Annotated in this window: 24 protein-coding genes and 2 rRNA genes; 6 read left to right on the top strand and 20 right to left on the bottom strand. The window is 54.2% G+C overall.

Going from position 1 to position 26,761, the window contains the following annotated elements; all coding sequences use genetic code 11:
- Positions 1–13 precede the first annotated feature (13 nt).
- Together I6I94_RS06345 and I6I94_RS06340 are read right to left on the bottom strand one after the other, a co-directional pair.
- Positions 14–175, bottom strand: a complete 162-nt coding sequence (locus I6I94_RS06345; protein ID WP_037233979.1) for a hypothetical protein — start codon at positions 173–175, stop codon at positions 14–16.
- Between the two features lie 16 nt (positions 176–191).
- A complete protein-coding gene (locus tag I6I94_RS06340; RefSeq protein ID WP_037233982.1) occupies positions 192–938 on the bottom strand; it encodes a class E sortase in 747 nt (248 codons plus the stop codon).
- A 138-nt stretch (positions 939–1,076) separates the two neighbouring features.
- On the opposite strand from I6I94_RS06340, the gene I6I94_RS06335 reads away from it, so the two are divergent.
- Entirely contained in the window at positions 1,077–1,442 is a 366-nt protein-coding gene (locus I6I94_RS06335) for a cell division protein CrgA (protein WP_201620515.1), read from the top strand.
- 5 nt (positions 1,443–1,447) lie between these two features.
- Complete coding sequence (locus I6I94_RS06330; protein WP_128087252.1) at positions 1,448–1,660, top strand: long-chain fatty acid--CoA ligase; 213 nt, start codon at positions 1,448–1,450, stop codon at positions 1,658–1,660.
- A 543-nt stretch (positions 1,661–2,203) separates the two neighbouring features.
- Here I6I94_RS06330 and I6I94_RS06325 read toward each other — a convergent pair.
- Positions 2,204–3,124, bottom strand: a complete 921-nt coding sequence (locus I6I94_RS06325) for an ArgP/LysG family DNA-binding transcriptional regulator (protein ID WP_201620514.1) — start codon at positions 3,122–3,124, stop codon at positions 2,204–2,206.
- A gap of 310 nt (positions 3,125–3,434) precedes the next feature.
- Here I6I94_RS06325 and I6I94_RS06320 point away from each other — a divergent pair, with 310 nt between their 5' ends.
- The gene (locus I6I94_RS06320; protein ID WP_236588824.1) at positions 3,435–3,680 is read left to right on the top strand and encodes a hypothetical protein; all 246 of its coding nucleotides are present in this window, start codon (positions 3,435–3,437) and stop codon (positions 3,678–3,680) included.
- A 140-nt stretch (positions 3,681–3,820) separates the two neighbouring features.
- Here I6I94_RS06320 and I6I94_RS06315 read toward each other — a convergent pair whose 3' ends face one another.
- The 11 genes from I6I94_RS06315 to I6I94_RS06265 all read right to left on the bottom strand — a co-directional run bounded on the left by I6I94_RS06315 (position 3,821) and on the right by I6I94_RS06265 (position 18,777).
- Entirely contained in the window at positions 3,821–4,258 is a 438-nt protein-coding gene (locus I6I94_RS06315; protein WP_201620513.1) for a putative immunity protein, read from the bottom strand.
- A 274-nt stretch (positions 4,259–4,532) separates the two neighbouring features.
- Positions 4,533–7,630, bottom strand: a 23S ribosomal RNA gene (locus I6I94_RS06310).
- 319 nt (positions 7,631–7,949) lie between these two features.
- Positions 7,950–9,475 (bottom strand): 16S ribosomal RNA (locus I6I94_RS06305).
- Together the 16S and 23S rRNA genes form the textbook arrangement of a ribosomal RNA operon.
- 451 nt (positions 9,476–9,926) lie before the next feature.
- A complete protein-coding gene (dnaB, locus tag I6I94_RS06300; protein ID WP_006887412.1) occupies positions 9,927–11,291 on the bottom strand; it encodes a replicative DNA helicase in 1,365 nt (454 codons plus the stop codon).
- Between the two features lie 109 nt (positions 11,292–11,400).
- A complete protein-coding gene (locus I6I94_RS06295; RefSeq protein ID WP_128087254.1) occupies positions 11,401–12,264 on the bottom strand; it encodes an SDR family oxidoreductase in 864 nt (287 codons plus the stop codon).
- 43 nt (positions 12,265–12,307) lie between these two features.
- Positions 12,308–13,513, bottom strand: coding sequence for a glycosyltransferase (locus I6I94_RS06290; protein ID WP_128087255.1), 1,206 nt, complete (start codon positions 13,511–13,513; stop codon positions 12,308–12,310).
- Positions 13,514–13,687: 174 nt separating this feature from the next.
- On the bottom strand, positions 13,688–14,488 hold the full coding sequence (locus I6I94_RS06285) for a class I SAM-dependent methyltransferase (RefSeq protein WP_126854434.1): 801 nt from the start codon (positions 14,486–14,488) through the stop codon (positions 13,688–13,690).
- A gap of 968 nt (positions 14,489–15,456) precedes the next feature.
- Positions 15,457–15,777, bottom strand: coding sequence for a hypothetical protein (locus tag I6I94_RS06280; protein WP_023133388.1), 321 nt, complete (start codon positions 15,775–15,777; stop codon positions 15,457–15,459).
- Between the two features lie 174 nt (positions 15,778–15,951).
- Positions 15,952–16,821, bottom strand: coding sequence for an ABC transporter permease subunit (locus I6I94_RS06275; RefSeq protein ID WP_128087256.1), 870 nt, complete (start codon positions 16,819–16,821; stop codon positions 15,952–15,954).
- Between the two features lie 5 nt (positions 16,822–16,826).
- Entirely contained in the window at positions 16,827–17,927 is a 1,101-nt protein-coding gene (locus I6I94_RS06270) for an ATP-binding cassette domain-containing protein (protein WP_006887414.1), read from the bottom strand.
- Positions 17,928–18,117: 190 nt separating this feature from the next.
- The gene (locus tag I6I94_RS06265; RefSeq protein ID WP_201620512.1) at positions 18,118–18,777 is read right to left on the bottom strand and encodes a CPBP family intramembrane glutamic endopeptidase; all 660 of its coding nucleotides are present in this window, start codon (positions 18,775–18,777) and stop codon (positions 18,118–18,120) included.
- A 455-nt stretch (positions 18,778–19,232) separates the two neighbouring features.
- Here I6I94_RS06265 and I6I94_RS06260 point away from each other — a divergent pair, with 455 nt between their 5' ends.
- The 3 genes from I6I94_RS06260 (at position 19,233) to I6I94_RS06250 (ending at position 22,454) form a co-directional block, all read left to right on the top strand.
- Entirely contained in the window at positions 19,233–20,213 is a 981-nt protein-coding gene (locus I6I94_RS06260; RefSeq protein ID WP_201620511.1) for an alpha/beta fold hydrolase, read from the top strand.
- Positions 20,214–20,334: 121 nt separating this feature from the next.
- Entirely contained in the window at positions 20,335–21,987 is a 1,653-nt protein-coding gene (locus I6I94_RS06255) for an ankyrin repeat domain-containing protein (RefSeq protein ID WP_128087259.1), read from the top strand.
- Positions 21,988–22,094: 107 nt separating this feature from the next.
- Positions 22,095–22,454, top strand: coding sequence for a hypothetical protein (locus I6I94_RS06250; RefSeq protein ID WP_201620510.1), 360 nt, complete (start codon positions 22,095–22,097; stop codon positions 22,452–22,454).
- A 240-nt stretch (positions 22,455–22,694) separates the two neighbouring features.
- On the opposite strand, the gene rplI is transcribed toward I6I94_RS06250, so the two are convergent.
- From rplI to I6I94_RS06220, 6 genes are all read right to left on the bottom strand, one after another.
- Positions 22,695–23,147 (bottom strand): 50S ribosomal protein L9, encoded by a 453-nt coding sequence (gene rplI, locus I6I94_RS06245; protein ID WP_006887421.1) that lies wholly within the window; start codon positions 23,145–23,147, stop codon positions 22,695–22,697.
- A 23-nt stretch (positions 23,148–23,170) separates the two neighbouring features.
- Entirely contained in the window at positions 23,171–23,407 is a 237-nt protein-coding gene (gene rpsR / locus I6I94_RS06240; protein WP_004005948.1) for a 30S ribosomal protein S18, read from the bottom strand.
- Positions 23,408–23,492: 85 nt separating this feature from the next.
- Positions 23,493–24,152, bottom strand: coding sequence for a single-stranded DNA-binding protein (locus I6I94_RS06235; protein ID WP_094758850.1), 660 nt, complete (start codon positions 24,150–24,152; stop codon positions 23,493–23,495).
- 90 nt (positions 24,153–24,242) lie between these two features.
- Positions 24,243–24,548, bottom strand: a complete 306-nt coding sequence (rpsF, locus tag I6I94_RS06230) for a 30S ribosomal protein S6 (protein WP_006887423.1) — start codon at positions 24,546–24,548, stop codon at positions 24,243–24,245.
- Positions 24,549–24,796: 248 nt separating this feature from the next.
- Positions 24,797–25,189: a TM2 domain-containing protein gene (locus I6I94_RS06225; RefSeq protein ID WP_172425638.1), complete on the bottom strand. Its 393-nt coding sequence runs from the start codon at positions 25,187–25,189 to the stop codon at positions 24,797–24,799.
- Positions 25,190–25,296: 107 nt separating this feature from the next.
- A complete protein-coding gene (locus I6I94_RS06220; protein ID WP_094758851.1) occupies positions 25,297–26,721 on the bottom strand; it encodes a CCA tRNA nucleotidyltransferase in 1,425 nt (474 codons plus the stop codon).
- Positions 26,722–26,761: the final 40 nt, after the last annotated feature.

The following is a 26,761-nucleotide window of genomic DNA, read 5'->3' as shown; positions in this document are numbered from 1 at the left end:
TCGGGTGGGGCTGCTAATGGTTAATGGTGACGTCGAGGTTGAACGGGCCGTACTGCGCGAAATTGGGGAAGATGAATTCCATGAGCACATAGACGACCAGCAGGATCAGCAGAATGGCGGTAATAATACGAACCCAGAGAGGTCCGGGCAGGTGGCGGAAGATCCATCCGTACATTGTGTGTTTTCCTCTCTTAAGCAGGGTTGTTGTTGGCTACTTTGGCGATTTCGGCGGGTGCCCCGGCGGATGCGGGCTGCCAGGACTCAAATTTGGCGTGCACAATGTACCGTTCGGTGTCGCCGTAGCGCGGGTGGCAGGTGGTGAGTGTCATAATCCGCTCGGTGGGGCTTTGCCCGGGATGCCCGGGCACGGGTTCAATGACGTCCACCTCGTGGGGCTGCACGATTTTCTGTTCGTACACGGTGTACGTGTAGTAGCCGTCTTTGGTGCGCACATAAATGTGGTCACCGTTTTGGAGCAGGTCAATATCGTTGAGCACTTTACCGCGGGTTTGGCGGTGCCCGGCGAGTGAGAAGTTGCCGACGCCTCCGGGCATGGCGGAGCCTTCGTAGTGGCCCAGCCCGAGGGCGTCGATCACGTCGTTGCTGCTGCCTTGGGCGGCGGGGCGCTGATAGTCTTCCCCGAAGCGGGGGATGTAGACCACACCAAACGCCTGCCCGTGCGCGGGTTCTGCGAGCGGTTCGGGCGGGTTTTTGGGGTCCCAATCGGTAACGGTGCGTGATTCACCGAATTCTTTAACGAGGGAATCGACGGCTTGGGCTTGGGACCGGTCGGCGGCGATATTGGTCCACCAGAGCTGCCAGGCCACGAAGAGCAGCAGTATAAACCCTGCGGTGATCAGTAGCTCGCCGAGGATTTGCACGGTCCATTGTAGGCGTGTTTTACCGGGCGCGTGCGCCTTGGTGGGGGTGTGACTCATGCTGTCCTTTGTGGTTTATGTCTTCCGTGTTTCTTTAGGCTCAACGCGGGTGAAAGGTGAAATCATCCCGGGAGTCTGCAAAGATAGTTTCTAAGGTACATAATAAGGCTACCCACTGAGTGTTATGCGGAGGAAATTATGTCTGGTTCGGCCAAGGCAAAAAAGAAGAAGGGCAGCGCTTCTAAGAGCAGCGGCGCTAAGGCTAAAGACGCTAAGAAGAAGCAGAAGGCGGAGCAGAAGAAAGTAGTCGCCCGGGATACGTTGAATGAGGAGCGTCTGCGCAAGGTTGCGGAGGAGATGGAGCAGGGTCAGCCGTTGAGGGACCAGACTCCGCTGTGGTACCGGGTGATTATGTTCTCGTTTTTGGCGGTGGGCCTGCTGTGGATTGTTGTGTACTACATTTTTGAGGGTCTTTACCCGATCGCAGGCATTGGCATGTGGAATATCACAATCGGGATTGGTGCACTGATGGTGAGCATGCTGATGATGACGCGTTGGCGGTAGCCGGTATGGGTGAGCAGCCGTCTGACTCCGCTGAGACCCCCAAGCCGGAGGTGACAAACCCCGCGAACCTGGCGCCGGTGGATCCGCAGCAGCCACGGGAGAAGCGTGAGGATATTCGCGCCGCCATTTTTGAGACAAAGCTGCGACGGTGGGCGCTTATTGGGTTTGTGGCTGCTGGCGCCTTGTTTTGGGTGGTGACTTTGCTGCTTCAGCGTTAGGGCGGGGCAATGAGGCCTCTCACCGTTACACCGCAGGCTGGTTGAGGTTGCCGCACACGGTTCCACGCTGAAAGATACTCATGAGCATGGTGAGCATCAGGAGCTCAGCCATGGTGTGGGTGAGCGCGACGGCGGGCGTACGGCGTGCGGAGTATGGACGGTGCGCAGCGTGTCTGAAAACGCACTAATGATGGGGAAGATTGTGAAGACAATTCGGGTGATAGTGCTTTCCAATGGCCCTTTCCAGTAACATCCAAAACCATTATTTTATAATATTCCAATATATACATAAATACTGGTCAATATGAATATTAAGAGTATGTGAACTCTATATAGTCATAGAGGTATAGATAAGCAGACTACAGTAGTTGCTCCCGTGTACCTGAGAAATCACTACATAGTGCAACATGGGGGCAAGCAGCACAATAGCCGCTGTGACTCCTACCGGGATCCTAGATGTACCGCTTAGTGTTGCGGCACATGCACCGAAGTAACGACATGCGCATATACAGTCCGCTTTGATGCCCGACACCCAGCGGTCATTTATGAGCTTAAAAGTCCTGTTTTGGCGGCCTCAGCGACCCTGCGGCTCACGGTTTCTAATACGGGTGAGTTAATGTTCCAGTGCTGCCAGTACAGGGGGAATTCAACAGGTTTGGTGGAAAGCTTCACCAGCGTATTGGTGGCAAAATGTTCACTGCACTGAGCTTGCGGTAACAGTCCCCAGGCAACCCCTTCATAGACCGCGCGGGCATAATCAGGTGAGGAAGGAATATATATGGTGGGGCTCTGTTCAGGTTCGAGGCTTGGCGGCAGTTTCATATCTTCCTCTATGAGGACACGCGCCGCTTCCTGCACAAAGTCTTTGCGGTCGTATTCCACCACAGGGGCACGGTTGAGTTCTTCACGAGTGGTAGCGGAGGGGAAACCTGGCAGGTAACGGCTCATATATTCCGGTGCTGCGACGCACCAGTAGCGTGCCACACCCAGGTAGTCGACTGAACATCCGGGGATTTTTCCGGGCCGTGAGGTAATAGCAGCCATAACCTCCCCGGATCGAAGCAAGGCCGATGAGTGGAATTCACCTTCACGGCGTAAGTCGCAGAAGATTTCGTCTTCGTGGGCGAGCATACGTACCGCCTCCAGGAACCATGTTGCGAGGGAATCGGCGTTCAGGGCTATGGATACAGCCTGAAACCCGCCCTCACCCACCAGTTCCCGTTCTAGTTCCAGCTGCAGAAACTCGCTCTGCCGGGCAATGCGTAGTACGCTTTGCCCGGCCTGGGTTGGGGTTACCGGGTTGGTGCGCCGCAGCAGAACCTTGCCCGCGAGCTGCTCCATGACTTTGATGCGCTGTGATATTGCGGAGGGGCTTACTCTCAAGGCTTCAGCTGCCGCATCGAAGGTACCGTGCTCAATGACTGCTGCGAAGGTTGTGAGGTGGTCGGTCGTAAAACGTTTCATAAGCATATCTTACGTAAACCCACATAACTTAGATAGCCTTATGAGGCTGCCGGATCTTTAATGCCTAGCTTCATGCCCGTGTTCTATTTGGTGCACACCATTTTCACCATGGACACTCACCTCTAAGATAAAAGCAGTGGGGCTGTCGCCCTCCACGCCCTCCAACGTGTCTATGCTGTCACCTACCTGCCCGAAGGAATCTCACATGGTCAAGCCACCATTCATTGAAATCACATGCCCCGTTTGTTCTAAGCCTGTGAAGACTTTAGAACGTTACCCTCGCTCGCTCTGTTCCCAATGTTCTGCACGGGTGACCGATCGGTCTGGCCGCCCGGTCGTTTTCTACGATATACAGGCGCTGCCGGCTCCCAATAGCTCGGGTGTAACGCTGATTGGCGGATTTTATGGATATTACGCCAATACCGGACTGCAAGAAATCTACCCCAGTTCAACCTGCTATGTTGATGGAATAACCTGCGAGGCGAAGAATGCCCGTTTTGGAGGTATTGTGATTGAGGCGCTCACCGCCCAACCCTCGGAGGACGATGAGCGGTAATTTGTGTTCGGTTTCCCAGGTGTACAGCCGCTCCCCAAACGGAGAAGCCTCTGGGAAGCCATCACAGACCCCCATATAGTACAGACCATATAATTGGCTTCTCTGGCCCCTTATTGCTCTCTAGGGGTGTGTACGTATGCTTAGCACCCAAAAACATAGCTGTGGAACCGAGCAGGAATATGTGCGCGTTGCCATTCGAGTTCTTCGGTCAAGAGTTTCCCCGAAAGCGCTTTGCGCGTGTAGCGCCCAATATTGCGTGCATGGGCACCCATATGGGCCGTTGCCACCGCTTGCCCACAGGCGCGGGCTACAGCCTGAGCGGAGCGATCTGTGCACTCACGAGCCGCAGCGTGGCAGAGGAAAGCCTGCTGACGCATAGCACCAACAGATAGTGTTCCTCGCTGAAAATACTCAACCGCTTCAAGTGCATCATGAAGTCGACGGTCTAAAGGGCGATGCTTCTCAAAGATAGGAAGGAGCCGACGGACGCAGCGTGCGGCCCAGCCAATGAGTTCTTTCCGGTCTTCTTCTAAAAGCGTTAAGTCATTCATGGATGGGGCTGTTTGAGAAGTAGTCATACTCTCAACGTACCAGCAGACCCCACAGCAGAATAGTGCATCGAGGAAGATCTTCGGGTGAGCAGAAATATGACGGGTATGAGGCGAATCCCTTCCGAGTATAGATAAACCATAGGATCTCTTTCGCGGCAATACCAATACCCTATTAAACAGAAAAAGACCCCGAAGGGTCTTTTACCTGTTGCAACCTACCCTCTTTACGGGGATTACCCCCGTAAAGAATGGTTTGTTGCCTCAAAACTGTACAGTGAACACAAACACACAAAAATGACTATATTGTAAGCCTTCGGTCTATTAGTACCAGTCAACTCCACACCTTACAGCGCTTCCATACCCGGCCTATCAACCCCGTCATCTACAGGGAACCTCACACACCCAAAAGGTGCCAGGAGAACTCATCACGAAACAAGCTTCCCGCTTAGATGCTTTCAGCGGTTATCCCTCCCGAACGTAGCCAATCAGCCATGCACCTGGCGGTACAACTGACATACCAGAGGTTCGTCCGTCCCGGTCCTCTCGTACTAAGGACAGCCTTTCTCAATTCTCCAACGCACGCAGCGGATAGGGACCGAACTGTCTCACGACGTTCTGAACCCAGCTCGCGTACCGCTTTAATGGGCGAACAGCCCAACCCTTGGGACCGACTCCAGCCCCAGGATGCGACGAGCCGACATCGAGGTGCCAAACCATGCCGTCGATATGGACTCTTGGGCAAGATCAGCCTGTTATCCCCGAGGTACCTTTTATCCGTTGAGCGACAGCGCTTCCACACGCCACTGCCGGATCACTAGTCCCTGCTTTCGCACCTGCTCGAGCCGCCACTCTCACAGTCAAGCTCCCTTGTGCACTTACACTCAACACCTGATTGCCAACCAGGCTGAGGGAACCTTTGGGCGCCTCCGTTACACTTTAGGAGGCAACCGCCCCAGTTAAACTACCCATCAGGCACTGTCCCTGAACCAGATCATGGCCCGAAGTTAGACGCTCAGATTGACCAGAGTGGTATTTCAACAACGACTCCACCACCACTAGCGTAGCGGCTTCACAGTCTCCCACCTATCCTACACAAGCCAACCCAAACACCAATACCAAACTATAGTAAAGGTCACGGGGTCTTTCCGTCCTGCTGCGCGAAACGAGCATCTTTACTCGTACTGCAATTTCACCGAGTTCATGGTTGAGACAGTAGGGAAGTCGTTACTCCATTCGTGCAGGTCGGAACTTACCCGACAAGGAATTTCGCTACCTTAGGATGGTTATAGTTACCACCGCCGTTTACTGGGGCTTAAATTCGCAGCTTCGCCCCCAAAAGGGCTAACCACTCCTCTTAACCTTCCAGCACCGGGCAGGAGTCAGTCCGTATACCTCGTCTTACGACTTCGCACGGACCTGTGTTTTTGATAAACAGTCGCTTCCCCCTGGTCTCTGCGACCCCTACACGCTCCCCACCGCACGGGCAGATCACGCTCAGGGCCCCCCTTCTCCCGAAGTTACGGGGGCATTTTGCCGAGTTCCTTAACCATGATTCTCTCGATCGCCTTAGTATTCTCTACCTGATCACCTGTGTCGGTTTCGGGTACGGGCAGCTCAAACCTCACGCCGATGCTTTTCTCGACAGCATAGGATCACCAAATCCCCCAACAACGGGGTCCCATCACGTCTCAGACACACAGCTGGCGCATTTAACAACCAACCATCCTACACGCTTAGACCACGACAACCACCGCGTGGCTTGGCTACCTTCCTGCGTCACACCTGTTAACACGCTTACCTCCAAAGCCTGGGTCCCACACACCCCACAACACACCACCCAAAAGAGCAGCACACTGTGTTCGGCATGGTTAGCATCACAATATCAGTATGGACGGTTCTTCACTGGTACGGGAATATCAACCCGTTATCCATCGACTACGCCTGTCGGCCTCGCCTTAGGCCCCGACTAACCCAGGGCAGATTAACTTGACCCTGGAACCCTTGATCATCCGGCGCACGGGTTTCTCACCCGTGATTCGCTACTCATGCCTGCATTCTCACTCCCACACAATCCACCACACACTCCCGTGGCAGCTTCACCTCATGCAGGACGCTCCCCTACCCAACCAGCCACAAGGACTGATTGCCATAACTTCGGCGGTGTACTTGAGCCCCGCTACATTATCGGCGCAGAATCACTTGACCAGTGAGCTATTACGCACTCTTTCAAGGATGGCTGCTTCTAAGCCAACCTCCTGGTTGTCTCAGCAACTCCACATCCTTTCCCACTTAGCACACGCTTAGGGGCCTTAGTTGATGGTCTGGGCTGTTTCCCTCTCGACAATGAAGCTTATCCCCCACTGTCTCACTGCTACACTCTCACTTACCGGCATTCGGAGTTTAGCTAACGTCAGTAACCCTCGCGGGCCCATCAGCCATCCAGTCGCTCTACCTCCGGCAAGAAACATGCAACGCTGCACCTAAATGCATTTCGGGGAGAACCAGCTATCACAGAGTTTGATTGGCCTTTCACCCCTATCCACAGCTCATCCCCCCAGTTTTCAACCTAGGTGGGTTCGGTCCTCCACACGCTCTTACACGTGCTTCAACCTGGCCATGGATAGATCACTCCGCTTCGGGTCTAGATCCTGCCACTACAACGCCCTATTCAGACTCGCTTTCGCTACGACTACCCCACACGGGTTAACCTCGCGACAAAACACTAACTCGCAGGCTCATTCTTCAAAAGGCACGCCACCACCCCACACAACGGGGGCTATAACGGCTTGTAAGCACACGGTTTCAGGTACTCTTTCACTCCCCTCCCGGGGTACTTTTCACCATTCCCTCACGGTACTGATCCACTATCGGTCACTAGAAAGTATTTAGACTTACCAGGTGGTCCTGGCAGATTCACACGAGATTCCACGAGCCCCGTGCTACTCGGGACAAACGCCACGCGGTCAGAACAATTTCAGCTACGGGACTCTCACCCACTCCGGTCGGCCTTCCCAGACCATTCACCTACCATCCTGAACATCACGCCAACAGCCGGTCAGAACTGCCACGACGCCTCCCACAACCCCCATGATGCAACCCCCGACCGGTATCACACACCACAGGTTTAGTCTCTTCCGCTTTCGCTCGCCACTACTAACAGAATCATTATTATTTTCTCTTCCTGCGGGTACTGAGATGTTTCACTTCCCCGCGTTCCCCCCAACTGGCCTATACATTCAACCAGCGGTCACTCACCATAACAATGAGCAAGGTTTCCCCATTCGGACATCCTCGGATCAACGCCCAGTTATCGGCTCCCCGAGGCTTATCGCAGATTCACACGTCCTTCATCGGCTTCTAGTGCCAAGGCATCCACCGTGTGCCCTTAACAACTTACAAACAATCAAAGAAAAAATCACAGAAAACTCACCACACACCCACACACAAAACAGGCGGGTGCACAGCACAGCTTCCAGAAGATGCTCGCGTCCACTATACAGTTCTCAAACAACAAACCACACCACCACCAGCACCAGAGAAAACCCCCAGCACCAGCACCAGCCAGTCACACAGACCACACAGCGTGCAGCCCGAAAACCCAACAGCGCACCTCAATGGCCCCACCACAAACCAGGAAACATGACATTCCACCCATGAGCAAACCACCCATCCGACACTCGCAGATGGCATGGCCAACCAATATAGTTGAGCTCCTTAGAAAGGAGGTGATCCAGCCGCACCTTCCGGTACGGCTACCTTGTTACGACTTAGTCCCAATCGCCAATCCCACCTTCGACGGCTCCCCCCACAAGGGTTAGGCCACCGGCTTCGGGTGTTACCAACTTTCGTGACTTGACGGGCGGTGTGTACAAGGCCCGGGAACGTATTCACCGCAGCGTTGCTGATCTGCGATTACTAGCGACTCCGACTTCATGGGGTCGAGTTGCAGACCCCAATCCGAACTGAGACCGGCTTTAAGGGATTAGCTCCACCTCACAGTATCGCAACCCTCTGTACCGGCCATTGTAGCATGCGTGAAGCCCAAGACATAAGGGGCATGATGATTTGACGTCATCCCCACCTTCCTCCGAGTTGACCCCGGCAGTCTCCTATGAGTCCCCGGCCGAACCGCTGGCAACATAGAACGAGGGTTGCGCTCGTTGCGGGACTTAACCCAACATCTCACGACACGAGCTGACGACAACCATGCACCACCTGTACACCAGCCCCGAAGGGAAACGCCATCTCTGACGCGATCTAATGCATGTCAAGCCTTGGTAAGGTTCTTCGCGTTGCATCGAATTAATCCGCATGCTCCGCCGCTTGTGCGGGCCCCCGTCAATTCCTTTGAGTTTTAGCCTTGCGGCCGTACTCCCCAGGCGGGGCACTTAATGCGTTAGCTACGGCGCGGAAAACGTGGAATGTCCCCCACACCTAGTGCCCAACGTTTACGGCATGGACTACCAGGGTATCTAATCCTGTTCGCTCCCCATGCTTTCGCTTCTCAGCGTCAGTTACAGCCCAGAGACCTGCCTTCGCCATCGGTGTTCCTCCTGATATCTGTGCATTCCACCGCTACACCAGGAATTCCAGTCTCCCCTACTGCACTCTAGTTAGCCCGTACCCACTGCAAAACCGGAGTTAAGCCCCGGCCTTTCACAGCAGACGCGACCAACCGCCTACAAGCTCTTTACGCCCAATAATTCCGGACAACGCTCGCGCCCTACGTATTACCGCGGCTGCTGGCACGTAGTTAGCCGGCGCTTTCTCTGCACCTACCGTCACTTTCGCTTCTTCGATGCTAACAGAGGTTTACAACCCGAAGGCCGTCATCCCTCACGCGGCGTCGCTGCATCAGGCTTGCGCCCATTGTGCAATATTCCCCACTGCTGCCTCCCGTAGGAGTCTGGGCCGTGTCTCAGTCCCAGTGTGGCCGGTCACCCTCTCAGGCCGGCTACCCGTCGTCGCCTTGGTAAGCCATTACCTCACCAACAAGCTGATAGGCCGTGAGCCCATCTAAAACCACTCCATAACGCTTTCCACCAACACCCCATGCAGAGATTGGTCGTATCCGGTATTAGACCCAGTTTCCCAGGCTTATCCCAGAGTCAAAGGTAGGTCACTCACGTATTACTCACCCGTTCGCCACTAATCCACGGTGCAAGCACCGCTTCATCGTTCGACTTGCATGTGTTAAGCACGCCGCCAGCGTTCGTCCTGAGCCAGGATCAAACTCTCCGTTACAAAACAAAAAGCCTGACAACCCGATCTCAAACACCAACACAAACCGTACACGGGGGTGCACGATCCACGCTGACACAATTGAAACCACAAACGGTCATCAATCAAAAAATAAATAAAATAATTGGTATCACATTTCCAAACAAAAACAATTTGCTCGAAACCAAAAAAGCACACTATTGAGTTCTCAAACAACACACCACCCCAGGACACCACCACACACCCACAACAGGCACGCAGAAGCCCCCCAGACAGTCATCATTCAGAGCCAACCACAACATCAACAGCACCCCTTCAGGGCCCCTCGCCGCGGCGACTCATACAACTATACACACCCCCCACACAACACGCAAATCCACACACCATGAACTACACCACACATAACAGCTGCAGTCTGGGAGCCCTGGTGTACCCGCGTCAGCACGGTCGTTTACCCGCACATAAAGCGCCAGTGCTACCCCTCGTACTGCGGGGGCGCATCGCTAAAGGCCATATTGGCAAACCGCGAATACTTACCGCTAAACGCCAACGGAATCGTGCGGGTCGGACCGCCACGGTGCTTAGCGATCATCATATCCGCCTCACCCACGCGATCGGTATCGGGGTTATACATATCCTCACGATGCAGCAGAATCACCATGTCTGCATCCTGCTCAATTGACCCCGATTCGCGCAAATCAGAGATCATGGGGCGTTTATCGGTACGCTGCTCCGACCCACGGTTCAGCTGAGACAACGCAATCACCGGAACCTCAAGCTCCTTCGCTAAGAGTTTGAGACTACGAGAAAACTCCGACACCTCCTGCTGACGCGACTCAACCTTCTTTCCCGAGCTCATCAGCTGCAAATAATCCAGCACCACCATCTTCAACTCATGGCGCTGCTTCAGACGGCGGCACTTCGCCCGGATCTCCATCAGAGTCATATTTGGAGAATCATCAATAAACAGAGGCGCACCATTAATCTTGCCCTGCAAATTCGCCAGCTGGGTCCACCCGTCCTGGTCAAGATCACCCTTCTTCAGTCGCGACATCGAAATAGTTCCCTCAGCCGAGAGGATACGCATCGCAAGTTCAGTGCGGCTCATCTCCAGCGAGAAAAATACGGTGCACTGGTTATGGTGAATCGCTGCAGAACGCGCAAAATCAAGAGCCAACGTAGACTTGCCCACACCCGGGCGGGCCGCAATCACAATCATCTGCCCCGGATGCAAACCACCGGTGAGCTCATCAAACTCAATAAAATCCGTGGGAACCCCATACACCCCGTCGGGGCGGTTAGCGTTCGCGTCAATCTCATTCACGGTCGCCTCAAGCGCCTCAGAAAACGTCACATAGTCTTCGGCAGTATTACCATCAGAAACCGCATATACCTCGGCCTGCGCCTTATCAACAAGCGCATCGACCTCACCATCGCTCGAATACCCCAGCTGCGCGATCCTTGTGCCTGCCTCAACCAGGCGACGCATAATCGCGTGCTCCTTCACAATATCCGCGTAATACTGAGCGTTTGCTGCGGTAGGGACGGCGGCGATCAACGTATGCAGGTAGGTGGCCCCACCCACGCGAGTCAGTTCCCCACGCTTCTTCAACTCGTCAGAGACAGTAATCGCATCAGCAGGCATACCATGCCCATACAGCGAAATCACCGCCTCATAGATAATCTCGTGGGCTGGCTTATAAAAATCGGTGGACCGCAGGGTCTCCACCACATCCGCAATAGCGTCCTTCGAAAGCATCATGCCACCCAGCACAGACTGCTCCGCCACATCATCATGCGGTAGGGTGCGGGAACCATAATCAACGGGTGTTTCAGACACGTCTCTCCCTGAACGTTGAGGACAACCTTCTGCCTCTTGACGGTTACGCGCCAAGCGCCAGCTCACTCAAACAGTGTACGAGAGAGTACGCTCAAGATGCACCTTACACTCAAAGACCCTGAACCTGGGTGCGGTAGAAATCAAGCAAACGATGGGTGCCGGTCGTCTCTCCCACACAATCATGCGTTAAGCCCCACAGCATAAACGATAAAGTATCGGCCACGCGCGGTTTGATAAGTCCGATCCCCTTCACTGCACCATCTGCTAACCGGGGCGGAATAACCGTGATCTTCGTGGGGCGCCCCACCGCCTCAAAAGCGTACTGCGCCACCTCGCGCCATGAGAGGACCTCGGGACCGCCAATATCGTAGGAACCTTCCTGGCCAGATTCCACCTTATCAAGGCAGTATGCGGCAACATCCGCCCCATGAATGGGGTTTACCTGCCCCTGCGGCCGCAGCAGATACACCCGGCCACGGCGCGCCATCTGTGCTATAGAGCTCATATCCGAGAAGTACCCGCTCGGGCTCACCACCTGATGCGCCAGCGGCGACTGGATCAGCGCCTGTGCGAAAGCCGTCTTCGCCCGCGTGAGCTGTGAACGAATCAACTCGGCGTGTATGGCGTTCACATAGCAAAAACGGGTGACATTATGGGCGCGCGCAGACTCCAAAATATTCAGGTTCGCACGGTAGTCAATATCCCACGGGTCGGCCTTCTGCCGGGTCACCCCCAGTGCCGAAATAACCGCATCAGCGCCATCGCACACCCCTGCCGCCCAGGAACGGTCGGTTACATCACCAACCGCCCATTCATCTACCATGTTCGTCAGCGATGGTGCACCCCACGCCCCAGCACTCTCGGCCCGAGCCTTATCGCGCACCACGGCACGTACCCGATGCCCGCGACGATGTGCCTGCTCCACAATATGGCGCCCCGCATAGCCCGACGCTCCAACAACCACAATATTCATCGTTTCACCTCGCTGTGTGTTCTGTGCATAAAGTTTCGCTGTTTTACAGGGGATGACGATTTCTCAGATAGTCCTCAATCACCTCAACGGCGCAGGTTGAACCGTCCATGCCGCGCATTGCCTCGCCAAGCTGCCGTGCCTTGGCACGCATGGCCTCGTCTGAGAGCAAACGGTTCAGGATGTCGCGCATCTGGCCTCGGTGCACATCATGTTTTGTAAAGCGCAGGGCGTTGCCGTACTGCACACATTCCTCAATATTCCAGCGCTGTTCGGCCTGCATGGCGATACCAGCGAACGGTACCCCCGCCAGGCACGCAGTCTGTACGGTTCCTTCACCACCGTGCGTTATTGAGGCATCAATGTGCCCGGCGAGCAGATGAGCCGGAACAGTTCCCGCGCGGTGGATATTATGACCCAGCGAACGCGCATCCACATCCGATAACAGCATCCCACCGCCGAGCAGCACATCCACCGGTGCTGAGGAAAGCTGCCGAAGCACCGCCGCCAGGATGTGCGCAGACCCGGACGAGCCCATCCCCACGTAGATCAGTGGTCGCTTTTTAGGTTCCCGAACAATCGGCGGAAGCCCGCCGGGGGCACGGTAGAAGATCGGCCCCACGCTGACATCCGGTGCCCTTAACGGGTCGCCGCGCAGCTCGGTAAAAAGAGAACAGATAAGGTTTACGTCGGCGCTGAGCATATCGACGGTACGGCGCGGCAGTTTCAGCCCGTACTCACGCGCCACGGCTGTAAACGACGCCGGTTTATAAGAAATTACCTGCGCCAAGGCACGCACCCACCCCGGTGCCGCAGCCCTCTCCCTCTCGGGGGCAGCCGAAAAATAGGTGGTGGAGTATGCGTAAGGGCGCGCATAGAATAGCGGTACCCCTGCCACACGCGCGGAGATGAGCATCGTCAGGTTCGAACCAATCACCACAGCATCCGCTTTAAAGGTACGAATGGCCACAAGTTCAGCGGCAACCCTGCGGCGCACCTTCTCGGTAGTGAAAGGATGCCGCACTCCCCTGCCCTGATCCAGCGCCATGAGCTGATCCGCTTCGGCCTCAGACATGAGAGGTTCGCTCAGGCACACCGGCAGTTGGGCGTCCTCTATAAGTTTCAGGTGTCGGGGTGAATAGACGTGGAAAAGAACCTCATGTCCGTGTTTTACAGCGGCGCGCGCTATTTCGATCCCCCTGGTGGTCTCGCCCATATTGAAGCTTTCAGGCGAGAAGAGGATACGGCTCATCGTCCCACCTCCCGTCATAACCTATAGTTCACCGCGCCGCAGCAGGCACGCGCTGATGAAGTAAATATGAGGGTGAAGCCGGGCCCGCCTTTACCGTAGTGAGTATTTAAAGACTCCCCGGCCCCACCATATGTGTGTGAATCTTGCGGAGAGGAAAGACCGCAAGCTTCACTTTTATTTCTTACGCAGAATCAGCCCAATAGCGCCCATGTGGTCGGCGTGGCGGCGGAATACGCTGCGCATCCCCAGCACACGTTCGCGAATCTGCGGTTTGCGGGCAAGGTTAAACATAATCTTGGCAACCCCACCAATACCTTCGTCGGCGATCATGCGTTTGGGCTCTAGCAGCGCCATCTCGGTCTGGTACACATCCAGCACCTCAAATCCGGCTTCTTCTGCGATTCGTGTCCATTCCGCAACAGTCAGCGGGCGGGCATTCACGCGAATGCTTCGTGCCAAGTCCTTCTGAATTTCTTCCTGCACTTCGGGACGCAGGTAGTCGGGGGTTAGCGACAGCTCGTGAATGGCGTAGTAGCCGCCGGTGCGGAGGATGCGGGCGGCCTCCTGCATAATCTCAAGCTTGTGCTTATCGGTCTGCATGGTCAGCATGGCCTCCCCCACCACCACGTCGTAGCTGGCATCGGGCAGCCCGGTCTCCTGAGCCCCGGCGTTCACGACCGTGTAGTTGGGGTTATCACCAATGCGTCCACGCACGATCTCGGCCGCTTTGGGGTCAAGATCTACGCCGGTGTAGGTCTTGGGTTGACGTTTAATGATTTCGGCGGCGGTAATCCCCAAGCCGGGGGCGAACTCAACTACGTCAATCTGTCCACCGAGCGCGCGTCGTAATAGCCAGTTAGTGGTTTCGCGTCCCCCAGGGCGCAGCACTTTCTTGCCAAGCTGCGCAAGAAGCCAGTGTCCAGCGGCTTTTTCAGCGGGACGATCAGTACCGGGAACATTCGGGGTCTTGGACACAGCATTTCTCCTTAAAGCCTTTATTTCGCATTAAATACGCAATATTTATATGACTTTATTCTACACCTGTCATCGTATCCTATGGGCCACACATTATCCGCAGACGATCTCCCCTCTTGCCCTTGCGTCTTACGGCAGGGAACAGCATGTTAAAAAGTTTGGGCGGCGCCCAAAGGTACCGCCCAAACTAATCACACACATACATACGAAAATCAGAGCCACTTCCGCAAGGAAATTCCAACTTTCAGTTAGTCCTCTCGAACCAACTATTACAACTATGGGTTACAGCCCTTTATTCCCCGTTAGCCAGAGCTGAATAAAAACTGTGAATCAGAGAGTTAGCGGTGCACCTACTTTATCCGCAGGTGAGTGGGACGATAAAGCGTACAGTCACCGGACATATGGGTATTTCAGGGAGACTTTGAACTAGAACTGAAAATATCAAAAAGTTGAAAATTATTCATAAGGATGTGATTTTTATGCACAACCAACAAAGGCCCCCTGAGCCTCACCTAAAAACTAATACTATTCATAAAGATGTATATATCACCACTTCCGGTGTTCTCTTCAACGCACCGAAACCTTCAGCACACTGAGAAGTCTTCATGATGCTGACATACAGGGCTGTGCGACTCATTTACCCCACCACCGTATCCGCGGCAGGAACTCACAATCCCGGCGTTGTGCATACCGGTGCTTTACTCAGTATTTTCCCCAGAAAATAGCGGCCAGAGCTCTTCATAAAGTGTTAAAAGAAAATTGGCGAGACCGCCATGGTCTCGCCAATTTCTTTTCCGATATAGCGGTTCAGCATTCCCGCTATAACGAAACACACACATTCACATCGCAGTCCTCTCGAACCAACACTTAATAGTAAACACTAGCAACCTTGGCAGACCATGAGGTTTTTCTGAAAAAATGCTGTGAACCGGCCCGGCGGTTGCTGAGAAATATAAACCGTCAAATCGTTAGCTGTTCTGCGAAGTAAGAATAAACCCTAAAGTGAGAGGGTTAATAACGATCGACACCAGCGCCAAAATAATATTGACAATACGGTACCTGGCAAATTTAAAAAACCCGACCATGGCACAGATAAAGGCGATACTGGCCGTAATAATCCCCAGCACATTTGCCACCAGGAAAAGTGCAAGAGCCGTCTCAAAAGAGCCGATTGGAGCCCATGAAAGCACCAGCAGGCAAACAGTGGCAACCTCCAGAAACACGGTGGTCATAAGCAGCTGGGTGCTAGGGAACAGTTTTTTACGGACGCGCGTCTTCGTTTCAGGCATAGTTCTAGGGTATATGAAATCCTCACCATTCAAGCCACCACGGGCGAAGCCGCACCCCGTGCGGGTACATAAACTGGTTGCCGCGACCCGTGATAAAACACCGGGTACGCGGCAACCAGTGAGGCACATACAGCACAGAGAGCTCCACAGTACTAGCTCGGGAATACTTCGTATTTACCCGTCGGAGAGTTTAAAGCGTATCCAGCCCGCCAGCAGCGGAACAATACCCCACAAGCTAAGAATCAGGCACCGCACCTCATAACTGGGGTCACCCTTAATCTTGTCCTTGTGGTAGATCATCACATCGTTACTGAGTGAAGACGGCAAATACTTCATCGCGTCATCTACCCAGTCCTGGCCCGTTACCTTAAAGATGCCCAGCACAATACTCGCCACAAAGAGGATGGCAGCCACCAGCACGATAGCCCCAGCGCTATTACGCAAAAGCGCACCAAAGCCAAAACCCATCCAGGCCAGTACCACCAGGTAGAAGCCAAGCATCAGGCTAATACGCAGCACCCCGGTATCCATCGAAACACGCAACTTTTCCGTAAGCATCATCTGCCCTAAGAAGAACGCGACAATGCCACCCAGCGTACCAACCAGAAAAGCCACAACAGAGGCCACGAGCGCTTTAGTGAAATACAGTAGGGACCGGCGTGGCACCGTCAGCTGAGTAATCTGGATGGAGCCAGTAGCGTACTCGGTAGCGATAAAAACAGTCGCCATTGAGGAGAGGATAATACCCGCCAGTGAGGCACCCACAACCCCAATAGAGTACGAAGACTCCTTAATCTGGTTCACAACCTCAGAGCCGCTCACCACCTCACCGTTTACAATTTGCTGGCCAGCGTGCTTCTCATAATCCGCCAGCTGCAGGTTCAACATGGGCGCCAGAAGCATCGTAAGGCCCAGAAGAACAACGATGGTTACCACAAACAGAATCTGTTGTGACCGCAAGGAACGCATTTTCAGCCACTCCGAACGGGCAACCCCGATAGGCGATAAATTCTTAGCCACCGGGGCGGTCTTTGCTGTACTCATGGGTATTATTCCCTCCCTATATTCTCGGCGCCATTACCGTTTGCGGGCGCAGACGACCACGGAGTGTTCGCTGGGGCTTGCGTGTATTGGGGTTGCTGCTGAACGAATTGTTGCCCCATCTCCGGGGCGGTGTACGGGGCTTGCGGTGCCCCACCAGTGGGATCCATAGCAACGGGCTGCTGACTGTTCACCGGTCCGGAACCAGCAACAGCAGTTGATGCATACTCCACCTCAGAACGAGTAATCTCAAGGTACACATCCTCAAGGCTTGCCTCTTGCGGGGCGAGAGTGTACAGCAGAATATGCTCATTAAAGGCCAGTTCTGCTAGGGCGCGCGCATCCGCGCTCACCAGCAGCCCGTCGGTATCGACGGGAGTATGCTGAATGGAATAGTGGTTCAGCAATTGCGCGTACCGTTCCCGCTCGTCGGTGCGCACCAGAACACGGTGCCCTCCCACCCGGGAAAGCAGCTCACTCAACGAAGTGTGCTCCAAAAGGCGACCGCGGCCAATAATAATAAGGTCATCGGCAGTCTGCGCCATCTCACTCATCAGGTGCGAAGAAATCAGTACCGCCCGACCCTCGGAAGCCAGGTGCTTAGCAAGCTGACGCACCCACACCACGCCTTCCGGGTCAAGGCCGTTCACGGGCTCATCCAAAATAACATTGTGCGGATTGCCCAGCAGCGCCACCGCTATTCCCAGACGCTGCCCCATACCGAGAGAGAATCCGCCCACTTTGCGTTTAGCGACCGCGTTCAAGCCGGTCATTTCAATTACCTCGTGCACGCGAGCGAGCGGAATATTATGCGTGTACGCGATAGAACGTAAATGGTTGTATGCGCTGCGGCCGGGATGGGTTTTCCCTTCCAGAAGCGCACCCACAGAACCCAGCGGGGATTTAAGGGAAGTATATTGCGAACCATCCACCAGCGCCGTACCGGCAGTGGGGCGGTCAAGCCCCACAATCATGCGCATCGTTGTGGATTTACCGGCTCCGTTTGGTCCCAGAAACCCGGTGACTTTACCGTCGGGAACCGTGAAGGAAACATCATTAACGGCAGTCTTTTCGCCGTACCTCTTGCTGAGGTTTTGAACTTGTAGCATGCGCCACCTGCCTTCCGCAGAGTCAACTATGAAAACCTGCACTTTAAGTCTAGGGTTTATAGAAGAAGATGTGTAGGATTTATTTACCCTTTAACAGCTGCAGAGACTCTCTCCCACAGGCCTGCTCGCAACGCAGCTTTTGCTATGTTTCACGTGAAACATTGGAGAAATATCCTGATAAATCAACTTTTTAACGTTGAGGAAAAGGGCTAGTAATTGAGTAGCGGTGAACCACTCGGCGCCATAACACGGCACGAACCGCTACGAGAACAACGAAACAGCTCAGCGAACCCTCAATCCCGAAGGAGCCACCAGTTATTAGCCAATTTCCCTGCTCTGTGTGCAGCGTCAAAAGGTGAACAGGTTGAGTGGTTCCGCTAACCACCCCGCCCAGGATAATACCCAATGTAAAATTCCAGGCCGCATGTACGGCACTCACCAACCACACATTTGCACTCAGCCAGTACAGCGATGCCAGTACCGTACCCGCTAGAAACAGGTTAATAAAAGCAATAATGCTAAACCCCGCATTGAAAGTATGGGACAGAGAGAAAAGCGCAGAATTCACCAGAATACCTGCCACCATGCCCCACCGAGAACTCATGACATTTAGCAGATACCCCCGAAAAACAACCTCTTCAGATAGTCCTTGTACGGCATACACAAGAGCGCCTAAGAGAATGGGGGCAGCAGAAGATACGCCGCCCCATGAGAGATGAGCGGCTCCCAACAGGATCAACCCGACTAATACCACTGCAATAAGTCCTGCCCCACACAGGGAACCAATCACCCAGGATACAAACACTTTCTTCTGCGTCAGGCCCAGGTCTTTAAGCGAGAGTTTATCCATAGTCCGCGCCCACACAAGTATCCCCGTAATGGTTAATGCGGAGGGCAACAATAATCGGGCACTGGAGAACAAAGGATGATCACCGGCACTAACGGAGGGGTACAGGGTGAAAATACCCTGTGTAATCAGGGGCGAGATCACCAGAAGGATAAGAAAAGCAATAAACATACTCACCCAAGGATTCACCCTCAGGCGGTAGAATGATGAGTATTTTTCGGAGTGTTTCACAAAAAACACCGTCCTTACTATTTCCGTGTCACACGGTGATACGGAGAGCTTCCGCTCACCGTTGTTCCTCAGCCTAACACTGAAACCGGTGTTGCGGGGACGTCAGTGGATTACTGACTTCAGAAAAGACCGCCTGCACACCAATGCCTATTCGGTTCTTTTGGGGTGGTGTACCGGTACAGGCGGCGCTATTGTTGTATGAAGCAGGCAAGAGAGTTAGGGTACTCATGGGTGGCGATTTTAGCACCTCATTAAGGCGGCAGACAGGTTCACAATGGGGTAAACGTATTCTCGGTGGAATGGCTCTCACCACCGCTGCATACCTGGGAGTTCAAGGCATACGATGCTACCGGGCGGTACACAAGGCCGCAGCCAAACTAGCATCATATCCGGTACAGGTGGCACATCTTAACTACGGCGAGATGGCATACCTCAATATTCCACCTGCAACTACTTGCGCGAACACGTCTGCGCCGATTATCCTCTCCCTTCACGGACTTTACGGAGGATACGACCAAGCCACTGAAAATGTGAAGGATTTCTCTAAACCCTACAGGATTATCGCCCCATCACGTTTCGGCTATCCAGGCAGCAGTATCTCCAAAAACGGAACTCCGAAGGAACAGGCCGCCGCACTTCTTGAACTTCTAGATACTTTAAATATTGAAAAAGTCTATGTTCTGGGAGCCTCAGCCGGAGGAACACCCGCTATTCGCTTCGCCCTTGATTACCCAGAACGTGCCTCAGGCCTTATTCTTCTCAGCTCCGCCCCTGTCTGGGATAAAAAGCCACAAAAGCTGCCCGGGCGCATGGGGCCTGCCTCTGTAGTAAACCGCAACTACCTAATGTGGTTGCTGTCCCCCTTCTTTCAACTGATCTTTGGGCTGCCTTCAAACACTATTTATGGGATGCTCCCACTACGTGAACGGCAGGCAGGAATAGATATTGATGCCACGATCACGAATCCAGATATGGCGGTACATTATGAACATTACCCTGTTGAGACGCTAAAACCACCCGTTCTTCTTCTCCACGCAAAAGATGATCGGGTTGTTCCTTTCGCTCCCCCACAGGGGCAGGTACAGGCGTCTCTGCACCGATACCCGAATCTCACCACGGTCCTCTTTGACACAGGTGGTCATATGATTCAGGGACATCCCGGGAAGGTACATCACGCCATTACTCAATTCATCCGCGAAACATCGTAATGGTGAAGATGTTTCACGTGAAACATTCACCCACAACCTATGGTGGGCACTCATTACAGGTGTTTTACCGGGATTTTAGTTGACGGACCGCTTATTAAGGTGCGGGTGGTTACAATAGACTATGGATGTCTTCACCGCAGCGCAGCAGAAAAGTTTCGACGACTTCATGACCGTCTATCGTAGCGGAGACGAACATTCTCACTACGGCGGACATTCACTTCTCTTCTATGCGCTCGCTAATTCCAATAGCGAATCTCGCTACCGTATAGCTACTTTTCTGCTTAATCAGCATGCCGACCTTGGTGACGTAGATAGTCATAAAAACAATCTTTTACATATTCTTTTTCGTGGTTTTAACCAGGAACATCATGTTGCAGAAGATATCGAATTGGCGCAACGCCTCATCAACCGGGGAGTGGATGCAGCAGCTCCCAATAGGGCCGGAACAGTTCCATTGATGCACGTCCTGGCCGCCAAAGATTTTAAACCCCAAGACCATGAGCCCCTCATAGATCTGTGGCTGGAGCAACCACACCCCGGACTCAAGCATTATTCAACCGAATACGGCGGTACCGCTTTAGATATTGCGCTACGTAGACCCTACTGGCTTGATACCGCAAGTCGTATTAAGGGGCGCCTCATGCTCGCTGACGGTTTGGTAGCTACCGTGTCACCCCATCCTGTGCTAGCCCAACTGGTGTTTATACTGACAGATGCGGGAATTGGTGTAACCATTAAAAATAGGGTCTTATCTATTGGCCGCGAACAAAATGTGCGCAGTGTACTGTTCTGGAGTCAGGACGAGCTGTGGCATGTGGGGTATCACAGTACCCGGTTCACCGATGGGCACACTGAGAACCTAAAAATTGCTACGCTCTCCACCCCGGATATTGAGGTGGCCTTGCGCTGGCTTATCTGCCGCACCGCTAACCAGTACCGCACTCACTCAAAACGCTGTTGGGCACAGCTGCTCCCCCTACGAACGGCAGGTAGGTTTGCTTCAGGGTGGAGTGCCGAACAGGTGAGCGTGAAGGATTCCCATGCTGGCACGGTTGAAGCGCGCCTTATCCAACCTAACGGGCTCCCGCTGCACATGCGCATGGCTACCGCCCTTCCACATACTATTGAGCTTGCGGCCCTTTCCCACCTCATGGAGTTCTCTCCCCAACAGGTACTGGATGCTTATCTCGACCCTGATGGCAACCCACTGCCGGTGCATCTTCTGGAACGGGGAACCCCAGACCGGACTATGGGTGATGATTTCTACCGTTTGGTGACGGCACGAGGCAAAGCCTGGCATTACCTGGACGATGAGATACAGCCACCGGGCAGTTTCGATCGAGTCCCTCATTTCTGGTGTGAAGACGGATGCTGGCACTACGGCCATACGGAGCGCGGCGAACTTCGCTCCCCCGATGTATCAAGCCCGCATTTCGCGGTGATACTGCGCTGGGCCGCGTACGATGTACTGAATGATGCACGTGCGGATAACGGGTGGCCGATGCTGCTCACCAGCTACTGGAAACCTCAGCTGGCCCCCGGATGGGCCACACACTCTCCACAAGAACACCCTGGCTGCGTGTGCCTGATAACTCCCACCGGCTCCATTCTCAACACGGTAATTCACAGCGCAAACGAGAAAAATGCCGCAGCACTCTCCCATCTCATGAGCCTTAGCCCAACAGAGGTGATTGACTGCTTTATTCAGGAGACCGGCGGAAGGTTTCATAAACAGCTCGATCCGGGTCCATCTTCAACACCAAGCAGAACGTAATCAGCGATGTTTCACGTGAAACATTATTGCAACACATTCAGTTTTTATTACGAAAATCAACCTTTATAATTTATTGGTAGGGATAAACTGACGAACGGAGGAGCCCCATGAAGTACATGCACAAGAATAAACTTGTTCCCCCAACCAGCACCTACGGACAAGGCAATCATGCCCCTACTGTGGAGGAAGCAACTGATGTATTCATTGCCTGGCTAAAGCATCGCAACCCCACACGGGAATTAGGCAACACCCCAGATAACTGGTCCATTCACCCCTACGAAAATGCGTTTACTGTCGTTCCCAGCGGCGGGCGGAGGAGCAACTACATGTACATCCTACGCGGCGATATTTGTCTTGGCTTTACACAATCTATGGTGTCGTTTAAGACGGCTTATGCCGAGGCTCAGAACGATACTGGGGCAATATCCTGGGAGGATCAAAAGAGTTATGAGGTTCGCGGCGACTAACCCCCCTCATTGTTGAGTTCTTAGCACAAAAATAACGATGTTTCACGTGAAACATCGCTCACAAATACCGCCGCCTTACAAACTAACAGTCATCTCGCAACGGTCAAGATCTAAACTATGGGTGGCAGCTCCTCCGAAAGGCCATAAAGCACAAAGGCAAAAGGCGCCACTCCCCTCCCCCATCAAGGAAGAAGAGAAGTGACGCCTTCCGGGCCTCTTATAGAGCCCTATAAGCCTTGTTTAGGCAGCCGCTACAACATCAAGGGTAACGTTAGCGACAACATCCTGGTGCAGGCGAGCAGTCACCTGATACTCACCGGTGCGCTTAATAGCGGAACCCAAGTGGATGGTGCGCTTATCGATCGAACCAATGCCAGCAGCCTCAATGGCATCGGCAATGGCATCTGCCTTCACGGAACCGAACAGGCGGCCATCAGCACCAGCCTTGTGGGCAACAACCACCGGCTTAGCCGACAGTGCAGCAGCAAGAGCCTGTGCTTCTTCGAGGGATGCCTTAGCGCGCGCCGCACGGGCTGCACGGATGGACTCAACCTGCTTCTCGCCACCAACAGTCCAGGTGACAGCGAAACCGCGGGGAAGGAGGTAGTTACGTGCGTAACCGTTCTTCACGGTGACGATATCGCCAGCGGCACCCAGACCGGTTACTTCCTGAGTGAGAATAATCTTAGCCATGGTACTGTACTCTCTCCTTCTTTTTAGCGGCCAGCGCCGGAGTAGGGCAGCAGTGCAACCTCGCGGGCGTTCTTAATAGCCTGAGCGATCTTACGCTGCTCCTGAACGGTCACACCGGTCACGCGGCGGGCGCGGATCTTACCGCGGTCGGAGATGAATTTACGCAGAAGCGCGACGTCCTTGTAGTCGATAACGGTGACGTCAGCAGCCTTAAGCGGGTTCTGTTTGGGTTTGGGCTTACGGATTTCAGCCTTAGCCATCGTGGTGCTCCTTCAAGTTTGGGAGCCCGCGGTGAGTAAACCGCGGGATGGATGAATAGTTTTATTGGGTGAGAAGGCGAGCGGTTTAGAACGGGGGTTCGTCGTCGCCTGCGGTACCCCAATCATAGTTCCCACCAGCCTGCGAGCTCCACGGGTCAGCCGAAGGAGCCTGCTGCTGTTGCTGCTGGGACTGGGCCGGTGCCGCACCAGCGGCGGGCGCGGATGCGCCGTAACCGGAATTATTGGAGTAGCCGTTGCCGCCGCCGGAGTTACTGTTGTACCCCTGCTGAGGTGCGGCATTATAGCCGCCAGCCTGCTGCTGACCACCGAAGGTATTGCCACCATAATTATTGCCCTGCTGGGCTCCCCCACCGGAGTTACGGTGTGAGCGGGTGACCTGTGCGGTAGCGTAGCGCAGCGCGGGACCGATCTCATCGAGATCAAGTTCCATTGAGGTGCGGCGTTCGCCTTCTCGGGTTTCATACGAGCGGGACCGCAAGCGGCCCTGAGCGATGACACGGGTACCCTTCTTCAGGGTTTCCGCAACGTTCTCTGCGTACTCGCGCCAAATAGACGCACGCAAAAACAGTGCCTCCCCGTCTTCCCACTGGCCGCTATTACGGTTGTAGGTGCGCGGAGTGGATGCGATCGTGAAGTTAGCAACGGCCACCCCGGCGGGGGTGAAACGAAGCTCAGGATCGCTGGTGAGATTACCGATGACAGTTACAACGGTTTCGCCGGCCATGAGATGCCTCCTCGTATGGGTATCAAGTATGTTGCTTCTAGTGAAACACAAGCCCCTGACAATTTAAGGGCTGCATTCCGCCTGGAGGAACTACTTGGCGGAGATCTTCTGCTCTTCCGGGCGGATGATCTTGGTACGCATGACGGACTCGTTCAGGTTCAGAACGCGGTCAAGCTCAGCGGAGGTCTCGGGGGTTGCGGTGAAGTTAACAACCGCGTAGATGCCCTCGGACTTCTTCTGAATTTCGTATGCTAGGCGGCGTCGGCCCCAAATGTCCATATTGTCAATAGTGCCGCCAGCGTTGGTGACGATCTCAAGGAACTTAGACAGGGACGGCTCAACCGCGCGATCCTCAACCTCGGGGCTGAAGATCACCATCAGTTCGTATGCACGCATGATTAGACCCCTCCTCTGGGCTAAACGGCTATGGTATTTCCATAGCAGGAGATTCATGGTGTGGTCCGGGCCCACTCGGGGTGAGCGCACAGACTTTCTAAGTTTACACGAAACCAATACCGGCACAACAGTTGCTTTATCTTATTTTTTATAAATCGTGCCGGGATGCTATAACACCGTGTTCCCTACACCTTCTTACCAAGGTATAGGGAACACGGCCGTATTTCTACTGAAAAAGCTAGAACTACTTACATGGGCCGGGTTGGTGCTACAGCCACCACACCGTTGAGCTCATTAATCCGGTTGGGCATAGTGCAAGCGTCAATAATCCACAGTACGATCCAGGCTATAAGCATGGGAACACCAATGAGCGCACCAATCAGGGTAGCTGATAGTATTATGCCCCCGATCCACAGAACCAGCATTACCACGCCCATAACCGCTTGCTTTAGATAAAATTTATGAACGCCTAAACCACCTAAGAAAAACCACAGTACATAGGCGACTCCCACGGATACGGGTTGCTGAACCATAACTACCGCCGGTGTAGCTACTACGGGTTGAGGCTGTAGCTGACCGGGCTGAGAGGGGTACTTGTTGGCCTCGTGGTTCTGCTGATTTACATGAGGTTCCTGAGACATCTGAGGTCCTTTCGGTGACTGTGCTATAAGGAGCAAAACACGCTCACAGAAAATTTTACGCGTAAATCCCGCATTATGATGCTATTTCAGGTTGCTACGCAAAATTTTTATGCGCTCTGTTGCTCTTTCCACCAGGTCAGTAACCTCTCCGTGACTGCTTCCCGACCCAGTTCCCCCTCGTCCAAACGCACATTGAGTAAGAACCGGTATGCCTGCCCCACCACCGGGCCAGGTTTTACCCCCAATACCGCCATAATCTGCTCACCATCCAGCTCGGGACGCATTGCATCCAGCTGCTCCTGCGCGGCCAGCTCTTCAATACGCCGCTCCAAATCGTCATACGCCTGCGCCAGCGAACGCGCCGTACGCTTATTGCGGGTGGTCACATCCGACCGGGACAACCGGTGCAGGCGCTGCAGCTGCTCCCCCGCATCCCGCACATACCGGCGCACCGCAGAATCAGTCCAGCCAGCCTCACGGTAGCCGTAGAAACGCATGTGAAGCTCAACCAGGCGCGCCACCGCACTAATAGTGTCGTTGTCAAAACGTAGGCAGCGCATGCGCTTCTTCACAAGTTTCGCACCCACCACCTCGTGGTGCAGAAAAGACACCGACCCGTCTTTCTCAAATCTGCGGGTTTTAGGTTTACCAATATCGTGCAGAAGAGCCGCAAACCGCAGCACAAAATCAGGTTTCGGGCAGGGACCATCAGCACCGGTTTCTTTCTCAATCGCCTGCTCCATCACCTTCAGCGAATGCCCGTACACGTCCTTATGGTGGTGCGCCGGGTCGATCTCCATACGCAGCGCGGGCAGCTCTGGGAGCACATAGTCTGCAAGCCCACTTTCTACCAGCAGGTTCAGCCCAACCCGCGGGTAGTCGGCACAGATGAGTTTCACCAGCTCATCACGGACTCGCTCCGCCGAAATAATCTCAATACGCGACGCCATCTGCCGCATCGCCTCAAACACGTCCGGCGCCACCTGCAGATTAAAACGTGCCGCAAACCGTGCCGCACGCATCATCCGCAGCGGATCCTCCGAAAAAGAATCCTGAGGCGAGCGCGGGGTACGCAGAACACCCTCCGCCAAATCTTTAGCGCCACCAAAGAGATCCACCACCTCACCTGAAGGCAGTGAAGCTGCCATTGCGTTCATCGTAAAATCACGCCGCACCAGATCGGCGCGTAAATCCGTGCCAAACTCGACCGTGGGTTTGCGGGAGTCAGAGGCGTACACCTCCGCCCGGTAGGTGGTCACCTCGTACACGGCCCCATTCTTACGGGCGCTTATAGTGCCGTACTCCTTACCGATATCCCACACGTGTTCACCCCACACTCGCAGGATCTGTTCACTTTCGGCGGGGGTGGCGTCCGTGGTCAAATCAAAATCCGTAAAATCACCGGGGGTATCACGCAACTGGTCACGCACAATACCGCCCACCAGGTACAGTTCAAAACCCGCCCGGCGGTACAGCTCACCCAGCTGCGCGGCATCCGGGAACTTCGAAAGCACATCAATTTTCTGCGACATAGTCTCTTAATCCTGCCAGATAAACCGCCTCACCGCCTCA

The organism is Rothia aeria (assembly GCF_016726365.1).
GTDB classification, from domain to species: Bacteria; Actinomycetota; Actinomycetes; order Actinomycetales; family Micrococcaceae; genus Rothia; species Rothia aeria.
The sequence above is the reverse complement of the archived record's forward strand: the minus strand, read 5'-3'. Positions and strand labels throughout refer to the sequence as shown.

Coding starts and splice junctions, on each gene's coding strand:
- I6I94_RS06235 (WP_094758850.1), bottom strand. CDS start 24,152: ATGGCCGGCGAAACCGTTGTAACTGTCATCGGTAATCTCACCAGCGAT.
- I6I94_RS06280 (WP_023133388.1), bottom strand. CDS start 15,777: ATGCCTGAAACGAAGACGCGCGTCCGTAAAAAACTGTTCCCTAGCACC.
- I6I94_RS06335 (WP_201620515.1), top strand. CDS start 1,077: ATGTCTGGTTCGGCCAAGGCAAAAAAGAAGAAGGGCAGCGCTTCTAAG.
- I6I94_RS06340 (WP_037233982.1), bottom strand. CDS start 938: ATGAGTCACACCCCCACCAAGGCGCACGCGCCCGGTAAAACACGCCTA.
- I6I94_RS06290 (WP_128087255.1), bottom strand. CDS start 13,513: ATGAGCCGTATCCTCTTCTCGCCTGAAAGCTTCAATATGGGCGAGACC.
- rpsR (WP_004005948.1), bottom strand. CDS start 23,407: ATGGCTAAGGCTGAAATCCGTAAGCCCAAACCCAAACAGAACCCGCTT.
- I6I94_RS06295 (WP_128087254.1), bottom strand. CDS start 12,264: ATGAATATTGTGGTTGTTGGAGCGTCGGGCTATGCGGGGCGCCATATT.
- I6I94_RS06255 (WP_128087259.1), top strand. CDS start 20,335: ATGGATGTCTTCACCGCAGCGCAGCAGAAAAGTTTCGACGACTTCATG.
- I6I94_RS06275 (WP_128087256.1), bottom strand. CDS start 16,821: ATGAGTACAGCAAAGACCGCCCCGGTGGCTAAGAATTTATCGCCTATC.
- I6I94_RS06330 (WP_128087252.1), top strand. CDS start 1,448: ATGGGTGAGCAGCCGTCTGACTCCGCTGAGACCCCCAAGCCGGAGGTG.
- I6I94_RS06325 (WP_201620514.1), bottom strand. CDS start 3,124: ATGAAACGTTTTACGACCGACCACCTCACAACCTTCGCAGCAGTCATT.
- I6I94_RS06315 (WP_201620513.1), bottom strand. CDS start 4,258: ATGACTACTTCTCAAACAGCCCCATCCATGAATGACTTAACGCTTTTA.
- rplI (WP_006887421.1), bottom strand. CDS start 23,147: ATGGCTAAGATTATTCTCACTCAGGAAGTAACCGGTCTGGGTGCCGCT.
- I6I94_RS06270 (WP_006887414.1), bottom strand. CDS start 17,927: ATGCTACAAGTTCAAAACCTCAGCAAGAGGTACGGCGAAAAGACTGCC.
- I6I94_RS06250 (WP_201620510.1), top strand. CDS start 22,095: ATGAAGTACATGCACAAGAATAAACTTGTTCCCCCAACCAGCACCTAC.
- I6I94_RS06225 (WP_172425638.1), bottom strand. CDS start 25,189: ATGTCTCAGGAACCTCATGTAAATCAGCAGAACCACGAGGCCAACAAG.
- I6I94_RS06260 (WP_201620511.1), top strand. CDS start 19,233: ATGGGTGGCGATTTTAGCACCTCATTAAGGCGGCAGACAGGTTCACAA.
- rpsF (WP_006887423.1), bottom strand. CDS start 24,548: ATGCGTGCATACGAACTGATGGTGATCTTCAGCCCCGAGGTTGAGGAT.
- I6I94_RS06220 (WP_094758851.1), bottom strand. CDS start 26,721: ATGTCGCAGAAAATTGATGTGCTTTCGAAGTTCCCGGATGCCGCGCAG.
- I6I94_RS06265 (WP_201620512.1), bottom strand. CDS start 18,777: ATGGATAAACTCTCGCTTAAAGACCTGGGCCTGACGCAGAAGAAAGTG.
- I6I94_RS06345 (WP_037233979.1), bottom strand. CDS start 175: ATGTACGGATGGATCTTCCGCCACCTGCCCGGACCTCTCTGGGTTCGT.